The sequence below is a fragment of the Polyangium spumosum genome (genome assembly GCF_009649845.1).
GTDB classification, from domain to species: domain Bacteria; phylum Myxococcota_A; class Polyangia; order Polyangiales; family Polyangiaceae; genus Polyangium; species Polyangium spumosum.
On record NZ_WJIE01000005.1, the window covers coordinates 159,806 to 176,121 of the forward strand.

The 16,316-nt window shown below is 67.6% G+C and carries 12 protein-coding genes; 7 read left to right on the forward strand and 5 right to left on the reverse strand.

Annotation, left to right across the window (positions count from 1 at the left end; all coding sequences use genetic code 11):
- Positions 1 to 97: 97 nt before the first annotated feature.
- The gene (locus tag GF068_RS18095; protein ID WP_153820662.1) at positions 98 to 2,275 is read right to left on the reverse strand and encodes a catalase; all 2,178 of its coding nucleotides are present in this window, start codon (positions 2,273 to 2,275) and stop codon (positions 98 to 100) included.
- Positions 2,276 to 2,497: 222 nt separating this feature from the next.
- On the opposite strand from GF068_RS18095, the gene GF068_RS18100 reads away from it, so the two are divergent.
- The gene (locus tag GF068_RS18100) at positions 2,498 to 3,739 is read left to right on the forward strand and encodes a S41 family peptidase (protein ID WP_170319550.1); all 1,242 of its coding nucleotides are present in this window, start codon (positions 2,498 to 2,500) and stop codon (positions 3,737 to 3,739) included.
- A gap of 95 nt (positions 3,740 to 3,834) precedes the next feature.
- Positions 3,835 to 4,992, forward strand: coding sequence for an alpha/beta hydrolase family protein (locus tag GF068_RS18105; RefSeq protein WP_170319551.1), 1,158 nt, complete (start codon positions 3,835 to 3,837; stop codon positions 4,990 to 4,992).
- A gap of 10 nt (positions 4,993 to 5,002) precedes the next feature.
- Here the strand turns inward: GF068_RS18105 and GF068_RS18110 are convergent, their stop codons facing one another.
- A complete protein-coding gene (locus GF068_RS18110; RefSeq protein WP_153820665.1) occupies positions 5,003 to 5,971 on the reverse strand; it encodes a pirin family protein in 969 nt (322 codons plus the stop codon).
- 47 nt (positions 5,972 to 6,018) lie between these two features.
- A complete protein-coding gene (locus GF068_RS18115; protein WP_338046445.1) occupies positions 6,019 to 7,365 on the reverse strand; it encodes a DEAD/DEAH box helicase in 1,347 nt (448 codons plus the stop codon).
- Positions 7,366 to 7,743: 378 nt separating this feature from the next.
- On the opposite strand from GF068_RS18115, the gene GF068_RS18120 reads away from it, so the two are divergent.
- Positions 7,744 to 10,227: a serine/threonine-protein kinase gene (locus GF068_RS18120; protein ID WP_153820666.1), complete on the forward strand. Its 2,484-nt coding sequence runs from the start codon at positions 7,744 to 7,746 to the stop codon at positions 10,225 to 10,227.
- Positions 10,228 to 10,240: 13 nt separating this feature from the next.
- Here GF068_RS18120 and GF068_RS18125 read toward each other — a convergent pair whose 3' ends face one another.
- On the reverse strand, positions 10,241 to 11,092 hold the full coding sequence (locus GF068_RS18125; protein ID WP_153820667.1) for an SDR family oxidoreductase: 852 nt from the start codon (positions 11,090 to 11,092) through the stop codon (positions 10,241 to 10,243).
- A gap of 107 nt (positions 11,093 to 11,199) precedes the next feature.
- Between GF068_RS18125 and GF068_RS18130 the strand changes: the two genes are divergently transcribed.
- On the forward strand, positions 11,200 to 11,721 hold the full coding sequence (locus GF068_RS18130; RefSeq protein WP_153820668.1) for a prolyl-tRNA synthetase associated domain-containing protein: 522 nt from the start codon (positions 11,200 to 11,202) through the stop codon (positions 11,719 to 11,721).
- Between the two features lie 27 nt (positions 11,722 to 11,748).
- On the opposite strand, the gene GF068_RS18135 is transcribed toward GF068_RS18130, so the two are convergent.
- Complete coding sequence (locus GF068_RS18135) at positions 11,749 to 11,964, reverse strand: hypothetical protein (protein WP_153820669.1); 216 nt, start codon at positions 11,962 to 11,964, stop codon at positions 11,749 to 11,751.
- Positions 11,965 to 13,643: 1,679 nt separating this feature from the next.
- Between GF068_RS18135 and GF068_RS46310 the strand changes: the two genes are divergently transcribed.
- From GF068_RS46310 to GF068_RS18145, 3 genes are read left to right on the forward strand one after another with little or no spacing between them, the layout of a single operon-like run.
- Positions 13,644 to 13,778, forward strand: a complete 135-nt coding sequence (locus GF068_RS46310; RefSeq protein ID WP_275939179.1) for a hypothetical protein — start codon at positions 13,644 to 13,646, stop codon at positions 13,776 to 13,778.
- 45 nt (positions 13,779 to 13,823) lie between these two features.
- Positions 13,824 to 14,933 carry a hypothetical protein gene (locus GF068_RS18140; RefSeq protein ID WP_153820670.1) on the forward strand — a complete coding sequence of 370 codons (1,110 nt, stop codon included), beginning with the start codon at positions 13,824 to 13,826 and terminating at the stop codon, positions 14,931 to 14,933.
- A 21-nt stretch (positions 14,934 to 14,954) separates the two neighbouring features.
- Complete coding sequence (locus tag GF068_RS18145) at positions 14,955 to 16,160, forward strand: sigma-70 family RNA polymerase sigma factor (protein ID WP_153820671.1); 1,206 nt, start codon at positions 14,955 to 14,957, stop codon at positions 16,158 to 16,160.
- Positions 16,161 to 16,316 lie beyond the last annotated feature (156 nt).

Here is a 16,316-nt window from a genome sequence, read left to right on the forward strand (position 1 = left end):
GCGCGCCGGGAGGTGGCATCCTGCCACAGACGCGCGCGCCGGATCGAAAAAGTGGACGAGTTCCCGCGAAGACCCGCTTTTTCCGCGGCGTTTGAGCTCAGGCCGGCACGGACTCCTTCTCGGCGCGGCTCCAGTGCCGGTGCTGCGCGATCGCCTTGATGAAGTCCTGGATGAAGACTGCGAGATCCTTGGCGCCGCGCACCGTGACCACGCCCTCGGCGCTGAAGGTTTGTCCCGCCGCTCCAGCGCTCGCCACCGTGACGCCCTTGATGTGCGAGGCGAGCAAGAGCTCCACGCCCTCGCCCGTCGCGCCGATGGGCTTGTTGTGCCGGAAGGCCTCGTTGACGAAATGGATCGGATCCCCGAGCTTCTTCATCGCCTCGACGCTCGCCGCTCCGCCGGGCACGAAGACCGCGTCGTAAAGGACGGATCCGACGTGGATGCTCGCCTGATCAACCTCGACGTCGCTTCCCTCCGCGGCCTCGATCGTGCCGAGCGTCGACGAGATCACGTGCACCTCGGCCCCTTCCGCGACGAGCGCGCTCTTCACCGCCGAGAGCTCCGCGAGGCTCACGCCTTTCTCCGCGAGGACGGCGACGCGGCGGGTACGAATCGAGCTCTTCACGGTGTTCTCCATGCTGAGCGCGGGCGATTCGGACACGGAGCGCTTCGTCGTGATCTTCTGCGCCGCGGCGTGCGCCGCCCTCTTCACGGCCGCCCCGAGGCCCGCGTGCCCCGTGATCCCGAGCCCCGCGGCCACGGCCTGGCCGAAAGCGGTGTCCACGCGCGTGAATTGCTCCACCATTCGCTCGCGGATCACCTTGCTCTCCACCTTGCCGAGTTCGAAGATGGCCGCCTTCACGAGGTGCTCCTTCTCGGGCGTGGAGATGCTCTTCCAGAAGAGCGTCGCCTGGCTGAAATGGTCGCCGAAGCTCTCGCTCCGGGCGCGTTGCTTCACCCCAGAGAGTTTTTCGGGGTAATGCGTGAACGCGCCCGCGCCGGGGCCCGCGACCATCGGGCAGCCGCCGCCGAGCGAATTCGGCGTGTAATGCGCGCGCCCCGTGGGGATCCGGTGCTGGTGGAAGCCGTCTTTCTGGTGGTTGTCCACCCGGGCGACGGGCCGGTTGATCGGGATCTGCGCGAAGTTCGGCCCTCCGAGCCGGGTGAGCTGCGTGTCGAGGTACGAGAAGAGGCGCGCGTGCATCAGCGGATCGTCGGTGAAATCGACCCCCGGGACGACGTTCTGCACGCAAAACGCGACCTGCTCCGTCTCGGCGAAGAAGTTGTCGGGGTTTCTGTTCAGCACGAGCTTCCCCACGCGCCGCACGGGCACGAGCTCCTCGGGGACGATCTTCGTCGGGTCGAGCAGGTCGAAATCGAAATCGTCCGCCTCGTCCTCCTCGATGACCTGCAGGCCGAGCTCGTACTCGGGATATGCGCCCTTCTCGATCGCATTCCAGAGATCACGCCGGTGGTAGTCCGGGTCCTGCCCGGCGATCTTCTGGGCCTCGTCCCAGACGAGCGAATGCACGCCGAGGAGCGGCTTCCAGTGGAACTTGACGAAGCGTGATTTGCCTGCCTCGTCGACGAGCCGGAACGTGTGGACGCCGAAGCCCTCCATCATGCGGAAGCTGCGCGGGATCGCGCGGTCCGAGAGGACCCACATGAGCATGTGCGTGATCTCGGGGACGAGCGACGCGAAATCCCAGAAGGTATCGTGCGCCGACGCGGCCTGGGGGATCTCGCGGTCCGGCTCGGGTTTGACCGCGTGCACCAGGTCCGGGAACTTGATTCCATCCTGGATGAAGAAGACGGGGATGTTGTTGCCTACGAGGTCGAAATTGCCCTCCTCCGTGTAGAACTTGACCGCGAAGCCCCGCACGTCGCGCACCGTATCGGCGGAGCCGCGGGAGCCGACGACCGTCGAGAAACGCACGAAGACCGGGGTCTTCACGGCGGGATCCTGGAGGAATCGTGCGCGGGTGAGGTCCTTCAGCGACGCGTAGACCTGGAAATACCCGTGCGCCGCCGAGCCGCGGGCGTGGACCACGCGCTCGGGGATCCGCTCGTGATCGAATCGGGTGAGCTTCTCGCGAAGATGGAAGTCCTCGAGCAACGTGGGCCCGCGGGCGCCGACCTTCAGCGAGTTGTCCGTGTCGTCGATCCGGATCCCCTGGTCGGTTGTCAGGTGCGTACCGGCCGGATCCTTGCGTTCGGCCTCCAGGTCGCGGATCTTCGCCTGCTCGTCGATCGAGGTTGTCTTGGTATGCGCCATCCTGCCCTCCCTCTCCACCGTTCGTCCCGCGCTCGAAGCGCGCGCAATGCGGGCTCGACATGACACGAAATCGATGCCCGAGCATGCCCGCTCGGCCGAATCTCGAATTTTAGGAAAGGAATGCCGTTCGACCGGGACGCGCCCGCGACGAAGTGTACGCACCTGCACAGATGGCAATTTCGTGCCCGACGGATGTCGGATGCGCTAAACATCACCTCGAACATGAACGAAGCTCCGAGCGGAAGCGCATCGCCGCCGAAGGTGGGAAAAAAGACGGGCCGGAGGGTTTTTCGCTGGCTCGGGATCGGATTGTCTTCGATCTTGCTCGGGCTCCTCGGCTGGGACGTGATCACGTTCGACCGCGGCACGTGGCTGCGTGATTTCGAGGCGCTCGAGGTCACGATGGCCAGGGAGTACGCGAACCTCGACTGGATGGTCGAGCGTCGCGGGGTCGATCCCGTGAAGCTCGATCGCGATACGCGCGCCGCGCTCGACGGCGCGTTCACGCGGGTGCAGGCCTTCCTCGCCCTCCGCCGGTTCGTCCGCGCCTTTCAGGATCCGCATTTCAAGCTGACGAGGGGCAGAGGCCCGAGCCCTGCACCTCCCCCTGCTGCCGAGGCGCCCGAGCCGCCCTCGCCGCCCGTCGCGAGCTGCGCGTCGGCGGGATACGAGGCGCGCGCCGTCGATTTCCGTTTTCCTTTCAAGAAAATGAAGGGGTTTGCCCTTGTACATGAGGCCCCATTCCCGGCCGGCGTGACCGGCGAGCTCGGGGTGATCCGAATCGCCCATTTCGGGGAAGACAGATACCTGGCGACCTGCGAGCAGGCATTCTCCGCGGGAATGGACGAGCGGGCCTTGAAGCTCGCGGTCCGCGCGAAGCTCCAGGAGGCGCTGCTGGCGGCGATCGGGTCGCTGCGTGATCGCGGGGCGAAGCGCCTGCTCGTCGATCTCACGGGCAATGGCGGCGGCACCGAGTGGGTCTCGGAGGCCGTCCCCCTGTTCACCGAGCGCACCCTGCATCGCAAAGAGGCGCGAATCGTCTCGCCGACCTGCGATCGAGCGCCCCTGTGGAGAGGCGAGAAGGTCTGCTCGATTTTCAGCGACACGCCGGAGACGACGACCCTCGAAGGCAGGGGCGCCTGGAAGGGTCCGCTGTTCGTCCTGACAGACCGTGGCACGGGCTCGGCCTCCGAGGATTTCGTCGCCTGGTTCAAGGACAACGGCGCGGCCACGATCCTCGGCGCTCGCACGGCCGGCGCGGGGTGCGGGTACGTCAATGGCGGGGGACGGTTCGCCCTGCGAGAGATCGGCTTCGACGTGCACATGCCGAACTGCGCGCGTTTCCGCGCCGACGGGACGAACGAGGTGGAGGGCATCACGCCGGACATCTCCCTCCCGCTCGACGAGGCCGACGAGAAAAAGATGACCGCGCTCGAGGCCGCGCTCGCCGCGCCGCGGCCCTGATCCTGCGACGACGCGCCGCGCCGGCGGGATTGAACCCCGCCGAAGAGGATGTCACCATCCAAGAAGTACGCCGCTCGGCCGTCTGGATGAAACCCATGCGCCTCGCCTCGCTGCCGCTCGCCGTGTCGCTCCTTTGCGCCTGCGGCTCGGCGCCACCCGCGCCATCCCTCGCGAGCCGCCCCGCGGCCACGCGAGGCACGCCCGCCGCAGCGCCCGCCCGGCCGCGCCTGCCCAAAAAAGACGTGCCCCTCGCCTTCGATCGTGGCCTCTGGCGCCTCGAAGGCACGTTGACGCTCCCCGCGCGCGAGGAGGGCGAACGTGTGCCCGCCGTGGTCATCGTGCATGGCAGCGGCCCCATGTCGCGCGACGGCGTGATGCGTGGACAGATTGGCCTCGGCTTCGGCTTCGAGATCCCCGTCTACCAGCGCCTCGCCGAGGCGCTCGCCGACCGCGGATACGCTGTGTATCGTTACGACAAACGCACGTGCGGCCAGTTCAACGCGTGCGCCGACACCGGCTTCACCTCCCTCCCGTACGCCCTGCTCGAGGTGGAGTTCGCCACGACCGAATACGTGCGCGACGCCGAGGCCGCGCTCGACGCGGTGGCGGCCCGCCCCGAGATCGATCGTGAACGCCTGTTTTTCGCGGGGCACAGCGAAGGCGGGGAGCTCGTCCCCGTGCTGCTCTCGGACCGCCCCGAGGTGCGCGCGGGCATCATGCTGGCGCCGCCATTTCACACGATGGCCGTCGTGCTGGAGCAGCAAAGCGAGCGCGTCCGCTGGTCGTTCACCATGGCCGGGCAGCCGGAGCGCGCCGAGGCGGAGGCGCGGGAGCTTCATGCCGCCGCGCAGGCGCTGCGTCACATCGAACGCGGCACGCATCTCGGCGCGCCCATCCTCGGGCAGCCGCCAGGGCTCTGGGAGTCGTGGATCGACCTCGCCCGGCAGGCGCCCGAGATCGCCGAAAACCTCGATCGGCCGCTGCTCGTGCTCGGCGGGAGCTACGATTACAACGTCGTCCCCTCGGAGATCGAGACCTGGGCGAAATGGCTCGACGGCTCGTCACGCGCGCCGCACCGGGTGCGCGTGCTCGATTGCGTCACGCACGCCTTGAACTGCATCACCCAGCCGGACGCCACGCGGATCACGCAGGACGACATCGGGCGCGACATCTCGCCCGCGGTGGTCGCGGAGGTCTCGCGTTTCCTCGACGCCCACGCCTCCCGTGCCAGGCTGACGGAAGCGGGGCGCTGAGCCGACCCCCTCAGCCCCCGACGAGGCGCCCCGAGCGATAATCCTCGAAGGCCCGCTGGATCTCCTCCGCCGTGTTCATCACGAAAGGCCCGCGGCGCGCGATCGGCTCGCCGATCGGCTGCCCCGCGAGAAGCAAGAGGCGCGCCCCGGCGGCGCTCGTCGAAATGGCGGATCGGCCCGCGCCGAGCACGGCGAGCTCGCCTCGCGCGACCTTCGTGCCCTCGGGCCCGATCCGCGCGGAGCCCTCGATCACGTACACGAATGCATTGTGCTCGATCGGCAAGGGATGCCGGAAGCTCGCGCCGGCCTCGAGCGTGACGTCGAGCAAGCTCGGCGCGACGATCACGCCGTCCACGGGCCCGCGCCGCCCTCCGGCCTCGCCCGCGACGACCCGCACACGCGCGTCCGTGATGTCGACCTCGGGGATCGCCGAGGGCGGGATGTCCTGATATCGCGGCTTCGTCATCTTGCGCGCGGCCGGCAGGTTCACCCAGAGCTGAAAACCCCACATGAGCCCCTGCTCCTGCCTGGGCATCTCGGAGTGGATGATCCCGCGCCCCGCGGTCATCCATTGCGCGCTGCCAGGGCCGAGGCGGCCCCGATTTCCCACGCTGTCCCGGTGCTCCATCGCGCCGTGGATCATGTACGTGACGGTCTCGAAGCCGCGGTGCGGATGATCGGGGAAACCGGCGATGTAATCGTCCGGGCGATCGGTGTGGAACTCGTCGAGGAGGAGGAAGGGATCGAGGTCGGGAAGGGCCCGGCCCCCGAGCGCGCGCGAGAGCCGCACGCCGGCGCCGTCCCGCGTGGGCTCGGCCCTCACGATTCGAAGCACGGGGCGCGCGTCGGGATCGAGCCCGCCGCCCGCGGCGAGGGGCGCGGGCGCGTCGGCGTCACGCGAGAGCAAGGCGAACGTCGCCGCGGGGATGGCAGCACCCGCGGCGAGGAGGAAGTGGCGCCTGGTCGAAGCACGGGCCATGCGCGCGAGGATAACGCGCGCGCGGCCCGCGCTCAATCACCGTGAATTCAGCTTCGACGGCCGCGCGGGGCGTGGCCTTGCGAGGGGCGCGGTCCCCGGCGGCGATCTTCGGGCGCGAAGGCGCGGCGCGTCTCGGCGCGCGGGGCCGGGGCGGGCGGCGCGTCGGCGGGAGGCGCCTGGCCCTCGGCCACCGGAATGCGGCGACGGAGGAGCTTTTCGATGTCCGAGAGCAGCGCGCGCTCCTCGCGGTCGCAGAACGAAATGGCGCTGCCCGTCGCGCCCGCGCGGCCCGTACGGCCGATCCGGTGCACGTAACTCTCGGGCACGTTCGGCAGATCGTAATTGATGACGTGCGAGACGCCCTCGACGTCGATGCCACGCGCGGCGATGTCCGTCGCGACGAGCACGGGCGTGACGCCGCGGCGGAAGCGGTCGAGGGCGCGCTCGCGGGCGCCTTGCGACTTGTTGCCGTGAATGGCGAGCGCCTCGATGCCGGCGCGCACGAGCTGCTCGGAGATGCGGTTGGCGCCGTGCTTCGTGCGGGTGAAGACGAGCGCGCGCTCGACGCTCGACGCTCGCAAGAGCCGCTCGAGCAGGGCGCGTTTGTCGGCCTTCTCGACGAAGAAGATCGACTGCTCGACGGTGTCGGCGGCCGCGCGCGCGGGCGTGACCGAGACGCGCGCCGGGTCGACCAGGATGTTATCGGCGAGCGCGGCGATCTCGCGGGGCATCGTCGCCGAGAAGAAGAGCGTCTGCTTTTGCTTGGGCAGCGCCGCGACGACGCGGCGCACGTCGTGGATGAAGCCCATGTCGAGCATACGATCGGCCTCGTCGAGGACGAAGACCTCCACGCGATCGAGGCGGACGAACCCCTGCTGCATCAGGTCGAGCAGCCGGCCCGGCGTGGCCACGAGCAGATCGGGGCCCTTGGCGAGGTTCTCCTCCTGCGGCCGCTGGCCGACGCCGCCGTAAATCACGACGTGGCGAAGCCCGAGGTGCCGCCCGTACGCGGTGACGCGCTCGCCGATCTGCGCCGCGAGCTCGCGGGTCGGCGTGAGGACGAGCGCGCGAATGCCGCCATGCCGTTGCGTCTTCGACAGGCGCTGGAGGATTGGCAGGACGAACGCCGCCGTCTTGCCGGTGCCGGTCTGGGCGCAGCCGAGCAAATCACGGCCGGAGAGCGCCTCGGGGATCGACTGGGATTGAATGGGCGTCGGGTGCTCGTAGCCCTCTTTCACGAGGGCGCGCACGAGCGGGGCCGCGAGGCCGAGCGCGGCGAACGCAGCGCCGGGGGCCTCGCCGCCCATGGAAACCGGAACGATCGGCGCGTTGCCCGTGGCACGCGGCGCCTCGACGGGGGCCGCCACGGGCCGCCCGGAAACGGGAAAAGTCACGTTGAAAAATGCTCTCTCGCGGCCCGAACCCGAAAAGGGTGTGTCTCGCTGGCCCCCTCCCGCCGAGCCGCCAGGGTCCGGAAAGGGCGTGAAACGCGCCCCTCTGGCGCGCTCCACCGCGGGGCGACACTCGCACGGTATCACCCCGCCACGCCTTCCCGGTTGCCTTCGTCGGACGCAAGCACGCGCGCATCTGCCGCGGTTGCTCGCCGGATAGGATCGTGAGCCCGGACGTGGTAGCTCACGGCAGCCGCCCGCGCAAGCGCCGTATTCGCCGCGCTCTGCGTCGCGGCCGGGGCGTGAAGACCCGGACCGCCCACCTTGACACCCAACGTGGCTCGCGGTGTCCTCACGGTTCCTCGCGGAGGAGGAGCGCCCATGCTTCGCTTCTGGCAACGCCGCAAAGACGACCCGCGCGTGATCCCTCCTTCCGCGGAAGGGGCCGACGAGGGCGCGGCGCGCTCCTCGGAGCAAGGGACGTTCAAGCCGGGGATGCAGATCGCCGGCAAGTTCTCGCTCCAGCGCCTCATCGCCGCGGGCTCGATGGGCACCGTCTTCGAGGCGTGGGACATGTTCGTGGAGCGGCGCGTCGCCATCAAGCTGATGCACCCGAACTTCGATCGGGACCCCAGCATGATCGCGCGCTTCCGCCGCGAAGCGCAGACGACCGCCGCGATCCAGCACCCGAACGTGGTGACCGTGCACGAGGTCGGGCAGCGCCGCGACGGCACGTTTTACATGGTGCAGGAGCTGCTCGAGGGCGAGAGCTTGCGTGAATACCTCGCCCCGCGCGGCAGGCTCACCGAGCACGAGGCCATGACGATCATGGTCCCCATCATGGGCGCGCTCATCGCCGCGCACCGCCGCGGCATCGTGCACCGCGACATCAAGCCCGAGAACATCGTCCTCACCGAGTCGACCTCCGGCGAGATCGTCCCCAAGCTCATCGACTTCGGCCTCGCCCGCGTCCACACGCTCGACCCGAACCGCAAGCTGACGTTGAGCGGCGTCGTCATGGGCACGCCCGAGTACATGGCGCCCGAGCAGGCGAAGGGAGATCCAGGGGTCGACGCGCGCGCCGATGTCTGGTCCGTCGGCGCGGTCCTCTTCGAGCTGCTCTCCGGGCGGCGGCCCTTCGACGGCCCGACGCACCAGACCGTGCTCATCAAGATCGTCACGGAGCCGCCGCCGATCCTGTCGATGTTCGTCGACGACATCCCCTCTGCCTTCCTCGAGGTCGTCCAGGGCGCGCTCGTGCAGGAGCGAGAGCGGCGTTATCCGTCGATGCAGGCGTTCCGCGACAAACTCGTCTTCGCCTACGAGAACATCTCGCACCGCGTGGTCCTCGCGCAGACGATGGGCGCGCCTCTGGACGAGGTCGAGGCCGCGCCGACGTCGCGGCTCAGCACAGAGGGGATCGAGGGCGGCGGGGATGTGCAGGAGCTCGATCCGGCGGATCTCGTCCTCGACGAGGACACGGTGACCGAGCTCGACGAGGCCATCGCGAGCCTCGCGACGACGACGATCGCCACGGTCCCGCGGTCGGAGATCGAGTGGCGCGACGCAGCCGCGCTCTTCCCCGGATCGCCGCCGACGGCCGAGGAGAACGCCGCGTTCGACGCGCTCGGCGTGAACGCGCTCCGGGACGCGGAGGCCCACGCGGCGCGGGCGATCGAGGCGTCGAGCGCGCCGGAGACGATCGCGCGCATGCGGCTCGTGCAGGCGATCGCGCGTCGCTGGCTCGGTCACATGGCCGAGGCGCGGCGCGCGGCGGAGGAGGCGATCACGCGCTTGCCGCGCGGGAGCACGGCCTATCACGCCGCGCTCGGGCACCTCGTGATCGCGTCGGCGAGCATGGGCGACGGCGCGCGGATCGCGGCCTTCGTCGACGAGCTCGCCGCGCTCGCGCGCGAGGGCGTGCTCAGCGAGGCGCACATCGTGACGGCCGGGCGCCTGGTCGTCGCGCTCGTGCGCGCGGGCCTGCCGGATCGAGCGCACGACGTCTTCGCGGGCGCGCAGCGTCTCGCGCAGCGGCACAGCGTGGCGAGCGCGTTCGTGTTCGCCTGGCTCGACGTGGCGCGCGCCGAGCTCGCGCTGCACGAGGGGGATCTCATCGCGTACGTGCGGCGCATCGAGTCGGCCGTGGAGAACTTCACGTCGGCCGGCGACATGCGCAACGCCTGCCTCCAGCGCTGCAACATCGGCAACGCGTACCTGCACCTCGGCGCGTATGGCCTCGCGGTCGCGGCGTTCCGCGAGGCGCAGGCGATCGCCGAGCCGATGCAGCTCGACTTCGTCTCCTCGCTCCTCGCGAACCTCGGTTACGCCCTCGCGCACATGGAGAACCTCACCGAGGCGATCGTGGTGGAGACGGCGGCGCTCGAGCGCCTCGTGCGTCAAGGCAACCGGCGCGGCGAGGGGTTCGTGCGGGTCTACCTCTCGACGATCCTGCGGCTCGCGGGCCGGACGGACGAGGCGCTCGCCATGGCGCAGCAGGCGATGGACGTCTCCGAGGGCGTGCCCGCGGTGCGCGCGTGCGCGCTCGCGCTCGTCGCGGGGATCAAGATCGTGCAGAACAACGTGCGCGAGGCGTTCACGAAGGCGACGGAGGCCATGCAGATCCTCGATCGGCTCGAAGGGATCGAGGAGGGTGAGAGCCTGATCCAGTGGACGTACGCGCTCGCGTTGCGCGTGAACGGGGCCGAGGAGGAGGCGCTGCGTCGCATCACGGAGGCGCGGCGACGGCTGCAGAAGCGCGCCGATCGCATCAGCGATCCGCGCTGGCGGCAGAGCTTCCTCGAGCAGGTGCCCGACAACGCGCGGGTGATGGAGTTCGCCGCGATCTGGCTCGGCGAGCGCTGAAGGGCGCGCAGGTTCAGGAGGCGAGCTTCTCCGAGAGCTCCCACAGGCCCTTCGCGAGCTCGTCGTTTCGCGCGCGCTTCGACGTCCGCGCGACGCCGCGATCTTGGAAGTATTCGCCGTTGTACGAGGCGGCCTCGTCGCTCGTCGCGAGCCAGATGATCGTGTCGGCGCCCTTCTCCGGCGTGCGGGCGAACAGCGCGGCGGCGGCCTTGGCGAAGGCCGCCGCGATCGGGCCGTTGTTCAGCGCGAAGCCCGTGCGTACGTAGCCGGGGTGCATGCAGTTCGCCGTCGCGCTCGAACCTTCGAGGCGCCGGGCGAGCTCACGCGTGAACAGGACGTTCGCGAGCTTCGAATCGCCGTACGCGCCGAAGCCCGCGGACTTGCCGCTCCGCTTCGCGACCGTAGCGAGGTCCATCTTGCCCATGTGGTGGGCGCCGCTCGACGTGCTGATCACGCGGGCCTTCGGCGTCTTCTTGATCAGGTCGAGCAGGCTCGTCGTGAGGACGAAGTAGGCCATGTGGTTCAGCGCGAACGTCATCTCGATCCCGTCGTCGCTGAGCTTGTGGTCGGTGAAGACGGCGCCCGCGTTGTTCACGAGCACGTCGAGCCGGTCGTATTTCGCGCGGAAGGCGCTGGCCACGGCGCGCGTGTCGGCGATCTTCGAGAGGTCGCCGAGGAGGAGCTCGACGTTTTCGTTTCCGCTCGCCTCCTTGATCTCCTTCACCACGCGCTCGCTCTTCTCGCGGCTGCGCCCGACGAGCACGAGGGTCGCGCCGCGCTTGGCGAAGGCCATGGCGGCCGCCTTGCCGATGCCTTCGGTCGCGCCCGTCACCAGAAACACTTTGCCTTCGAGATCCTTCGCCATCACTCGCTCCTTGCCGACGCCCGCATCTCTAGCGCACGTGCGTGGGCTCGGGGAGACGTGCGCACGAAACGTTGATCGGCGAGCGCCTGCGGGGTAACCCCTCACGCATGACGAGCCCCCAAAAAGGCGCGCTCTTCGAGCGGCTCGCGGCCCTCGGCATCGAGACGGAGACCGTCACGCATCCGCCCGTCTACACCGTGGAGGAGGCGAAGGCGCATCGGGTACGGCATGACGGCGTACATGTGAAGAACCTCTTCTTGCGCAACAAGAAGGGCGCGATGTGGCTCGTGGTGCTCGACGAGGATCGCGTGGTGGACCTGCGGGACCTCGGCCGTCGTATCGGGGCGGGGCACGTCTCGTTTTGCTCGCCCGAGAGGCTGCGGCAGCACCTCGGGGTCGAGCCGGGATCGGTCACGCCGCTCGCGGCGATGATGGACGAGGCGGGCCTCGTGCGGGTGGTGCTCGACGCGAAGGTCCTCACGCGGGACCCGGTGCACTGCCATCCCCTGACGAACGACCACACGACGGCGATCCGTGGCGAGGACCTCGTGCGGTTCTTGCGGGCGACGGGACACGAGCCGGTCGTGCTCGACCTCGACGCCCCCGCCGCGCCTGCTCCTTCACTATAAGGAAGGCCGCGACGACCGAAAGCCTTCTTACGCTTGGCCCCAGGTGAAGGCGAGGTGGAAGAGCTCGCGGCCGCGTTCCATGTCGTCCTGGCGTGCGCGGAGCATGATCTCGTCGCCCTCTTCGCCGAGCATGTAGGCGACGGTGATCTTGCCCCCGATGCGAGAGACGACGAGCTCGAGCCCGGGAAGGATGGGCCAGTACAGGCAGAGGGCGTCGCCGGCAGCTTCGATCCAGACACTCATCACACATTCACCTACCCAAGTGGGTGTGGTTTCCTCCTGCCTACGTAAGTGTGTTGAGAAGGGGCTTCGTCCGGAAGAATCGACCGGAGCAGTGATTTTTTCGGGCGAGTGGTGGTGAGCTGGGGTCGCTCGGCGCGTGGGTTTGGGAGGTAGAACCCTCGCTGGTTAAATGTGTCGAGAAGTCGGATCGTCTGTTGAAATCGACATTCGCCTGTCGATTTTTGGGGAGGCCGGGGGAGGTTGGTCCGCGGACGTCGCGGGTGCCGATGGCGGGACCGTGCGCGGGAAAACCGCGTCGGGATCGTGCTCAGAAACTTGCGCGCGATCGAAGTTTGTCCCTTTCCCCAGAGACAAACCATGTGGTAGTCGATCCTGCGACGAACCAATGGGTGGTTCGTCCCCAGGAACTAGGTTTGCCGGGAACGCGTTGGCTTCAAGTGTGGGCTTCGGTGAAACGTCTGATCTCGCTCCTGAGGATGTCGGCTGGAGTGAAGATGCGAATTACGAAGCAGTGTGTGTCTGCGGTGTAGGCACACCTGAAGACTTCGCCGACTGCCTCGCTGAGGGTTGGCCTCCCGATCCCGAAACTTGTCCCGCCGACGCTGGCGCTGATGGTGCGACCGATACTTGACCGGATCGGATGTTCTGAACATGCGCGCACGGAAAAAGCCTTTGAGTCACGCATCCGTTTAATCGGGGGTTTTATGCGTCTGTGGTCGAGTCTTCTGCTGTCTGTAACTCTCCCGTTCGTCGCCCTGGCCTGTGGCTGGAGCGAAGACCTGGATCACCAGTTCTTCTGCGTCTGCGGAGTCGGTACTCCCGAAGAGTTCGCCGAGTGCATCGCGCTAGGTTATCCACCGGATCCGAAGACGTGCCCTGACGCCGGCCCGATCGGATGTCCTGGAGTATGTGCCCCCGAAGCGCCGGAGGGTTGGCGAGGCCCTGTCCTCGTAGCCACGGGGCCCAGTTATGGCTTGCCCGACTGTCCAGCAGGTACGAAGGAGGAGGTCTGGGCCTGGGCTGATCCGCAACTCCTACCGCGTGATTGTCCCACGTGCGTGTGCGGCGAGCCCCCGGGTACCTGCGAGCTCCCCACATCCTGGGATACACACGCAAGCGCTTGTCAAGACGCGCCTACGCCGGCAAGTGCATCGTTTGATGCTCCGACGGGCTGGGATGGTTCGTGCACGGCTGCGAACGCCATCGCCGAGGGCAAACTCTGTGGTGGCGTGCCTTGTGTCAGCTCCGTCTCGGTGGCCCCGCCCGTGGTCGTGGAGGGGGATTGTCCTTCCTTCACGCAGGGGGAGGAGCCAACGGACCTCCCGGTTCTCTACAACGGGACCATGAACGAATGGCCCACACCAGACTCGGTTGCTGCGCTGGGCTGTGCCAGCGATGGAAACCCGTGCAAGCTCACGCCCTGCTCGTCGGAGCCGCCGTACCGCTTTCAGGCGTGTGTCTACACCGCGGGGGATGTTCCGTGTCCTCCGACCTGGGCCGAACGCAGCGTATTTTTCGCCGAAGGCAGCGATCAACGAACGTGTAGCCCTTGCTCGTGCGATCCCCCCACAGGAGGGTCGTGTGTTGTCCGGATTGATGTTTACACGGACGATAGTTGCACGAGCGAGCACTTGTCGGCGCATGTGTCGTCCGACATGCTCAGCGCATGCTACGATGTGATGTTAGGTGTGTCCCTCGGCAGCAAGAAATCCGAGGTCACGGAACGTATACCCGGCACCTGCGCCCCTCAGGGGGGTGAACCCACGGGCAAGGTCGTGATGGAAAAACCCATCACGTTCTGCTGCCTCGCGTAAAGCCGCCTTGCTCGATCTCACTTTTAGCTGGTAGGGTCGGGCGCCATGATTCTCCGTGGGGGAACCGTACTGGCAGCGTCGCTCTGCCTTCTGGCAGCGCCTGCATCTGCACAAGAGACATACCGCCTCGACTACCTGCGTGGGTCTGGCACGGACAACTGCCCGAGCGAGGCAGCCTTCCGTGCCGCCATCACGCGCGAGGTCGGACGAGATCCGTTCCGATCCGACGCCCCCAATCTCCTCACCGTCATTTTTCGCCGATCCGACAAGATCGTGCGGGTCGGAATCGTGGCAAAAAGCGCCTCGGGATCGGAGGTGCACGCCCCTGAGCACGAAAAGCCCGCGTGGAAGTGTGCTGAGTTGTTGCATCACGCGTCTTTCAGCGCCGGGATGCTCATCGATCCGATCGAGGTGCCGGAGTCCGAGCAACCCGTGGTCGCCGCCGCGGCATCACCCCCACCGCCGCAGACGCCACCACCGCCACCACCAGAGCCACCTCCTCCGTCTCCCGCGCCTAGGCCACGGCCTATCCTCGTGGCGCGCCCGCCCCGCATAGCCGCACCCATACGCTTCATGATCTCCATTGGGGGAGGTGCATCCTTCGGAAGCACGCCCGGATTATCCCCCTCGGTCACGGCAGGCTTCTGGCTCCAGTACAAGTACTTGATGGGGAATTTGGAATATCGTCACGATTTCAAGTCTTCACGCAAAGAGCACCCATTTCGTATTCACGGTTCACAAGACGCCATTTCGTTCTTTCCGTGCTGGAACGCAGCGATCGGTCCGCGAGTCCAGATCGAAAGATGTTTCCGTCTTTCAATCTGGCAGACACATTCCGACGTCACACATGACAACACGGTGCTGCAATCCGAGAAAACAGAAGCCTTCACCTGGGGCATAGGGCTACGCGCTGGGCTGTCCTATACATTCACGACCCTGGCGATATTCGGCCGACTGGAGGTCCTCGGCGTCCCCTCACCGCCCGTCGTGGAGGCAAACGGCGTCGAAATCTGGACCTACCCTCATTTCTCCTCCGCCGTCCAGCTTGGCGTCGCCTTCGACGTAGCCCGCCTCACCGCCAAACCCTCTCCGCCCCCGCCCTCTCAAAAAATTTCTCCCACCATCGGTACATCGGAGGGGTCTGGCGACATTTAACAGGCGGAGGCCCAGACCATCATGCTCGCCGCGGTCGACACCACGCCTACACGGGGGGAGTTCCGAGAGTTCTACGAGGAAAACTTCTACATCCTGTGGCGTCAACTACGTCGCCTCGGCGTCCGGAACGCCGACGCGGCGGACGTCGCGCATGACGTTTTTGTCCTCGCGTACAACCACTTCGACGAGATCCCCGCGCACGCCAACTTCTGGCTCGCGCGTGTTTGCTTCGAGACGGTCCGGAACTACCGGCGCAAGGTCGCCCGGCGGCGCGAGCGGCTCACGCCCAGGGTGATCGAGGCCGCGATCGACGAGCAGGCCGCGAACGACGCGACGAGCGAGATCGTCCTCGAAGCCCTCGACAGGATGCCCGAGGCGCAGCGGATGCTCCTCCTCCGGTACCACGTGCAGGAGGAGTCGCTCCACGCCCTCGCGAAGAGCCTCGGCTGCGCCCGCTCGACCTTGCAGCTCCGCCTCGCCGCCGCCGAGAGGGCCTTCGAGGGTTGGCTCGAGACGCTCCTCGACGTGGACGCGGAGCCCAGCTCGCGGACGCGCCTCTTCGCGTCGTTCTCGCTGGCCGGGCTCCTGCCGCGGGAATGGGAGTCGAGCGAGGTCCTCGACAAGGCCCGGCTCGACGGCTGGCAACGTCTGTCCAGCGCGATCGACGCGGCGAAAATGGCCGCGGGTGCGCCGAGGAGCGAGGCCGCTCCCTCGATCGAGACGTGCGCTGGTGCGCTTGGCGGTCCCGCCAAACTCGCGCTCGTGTTTTCCGTCGCGCTGCCGGGTGCAATCGTATGCCTGCTCCTCGGGTACCTCGGCGCGGACGTCGCTTCGGCGCAGACCGTCGTCTCTCCGTCGGTCGCCTCTGCGACGATGCCGATGGCCGTGATCAACGAGGCCCTCGTGAAGAACGGGCGAGCCGCGGACGCATTCACGGCCATGCCGGGAATGCAGGCGCCTTCGCCTGCTTCGACCTCCACCGCTGACAAGGTGCCGGTGGATGTCGCGATACTTCGCAACATAAAAAACGCGATCATCGACGGGCACACCGACCTGGCTGTCCGTTTGATCGCGGACCACCAGCGTCGATGGCCCGACAGCAGCCATGAGCTCGAACGCCAGCACATCATCGCGGCGGCAATCAAAATCAAAAAGACGAACGATGCAAAAAAGGCCTCCGAGGCAGCAAAAAAACAGAAGAAGGCCGCGGACGAACCAAAACCCTGACCGGCGCGTGGGGCCGTACCCCACGACGGATCGTCGTTCGCAGTCGGCCGCGTCGCCGCTCATTCTGGGCGAGCATGGTGGCGCGGTCGACTGGGGACGACGATCGACGATGGATGGAATGATCACCGCCCGCAGGCGGCCCGCCGTGGCTCAACG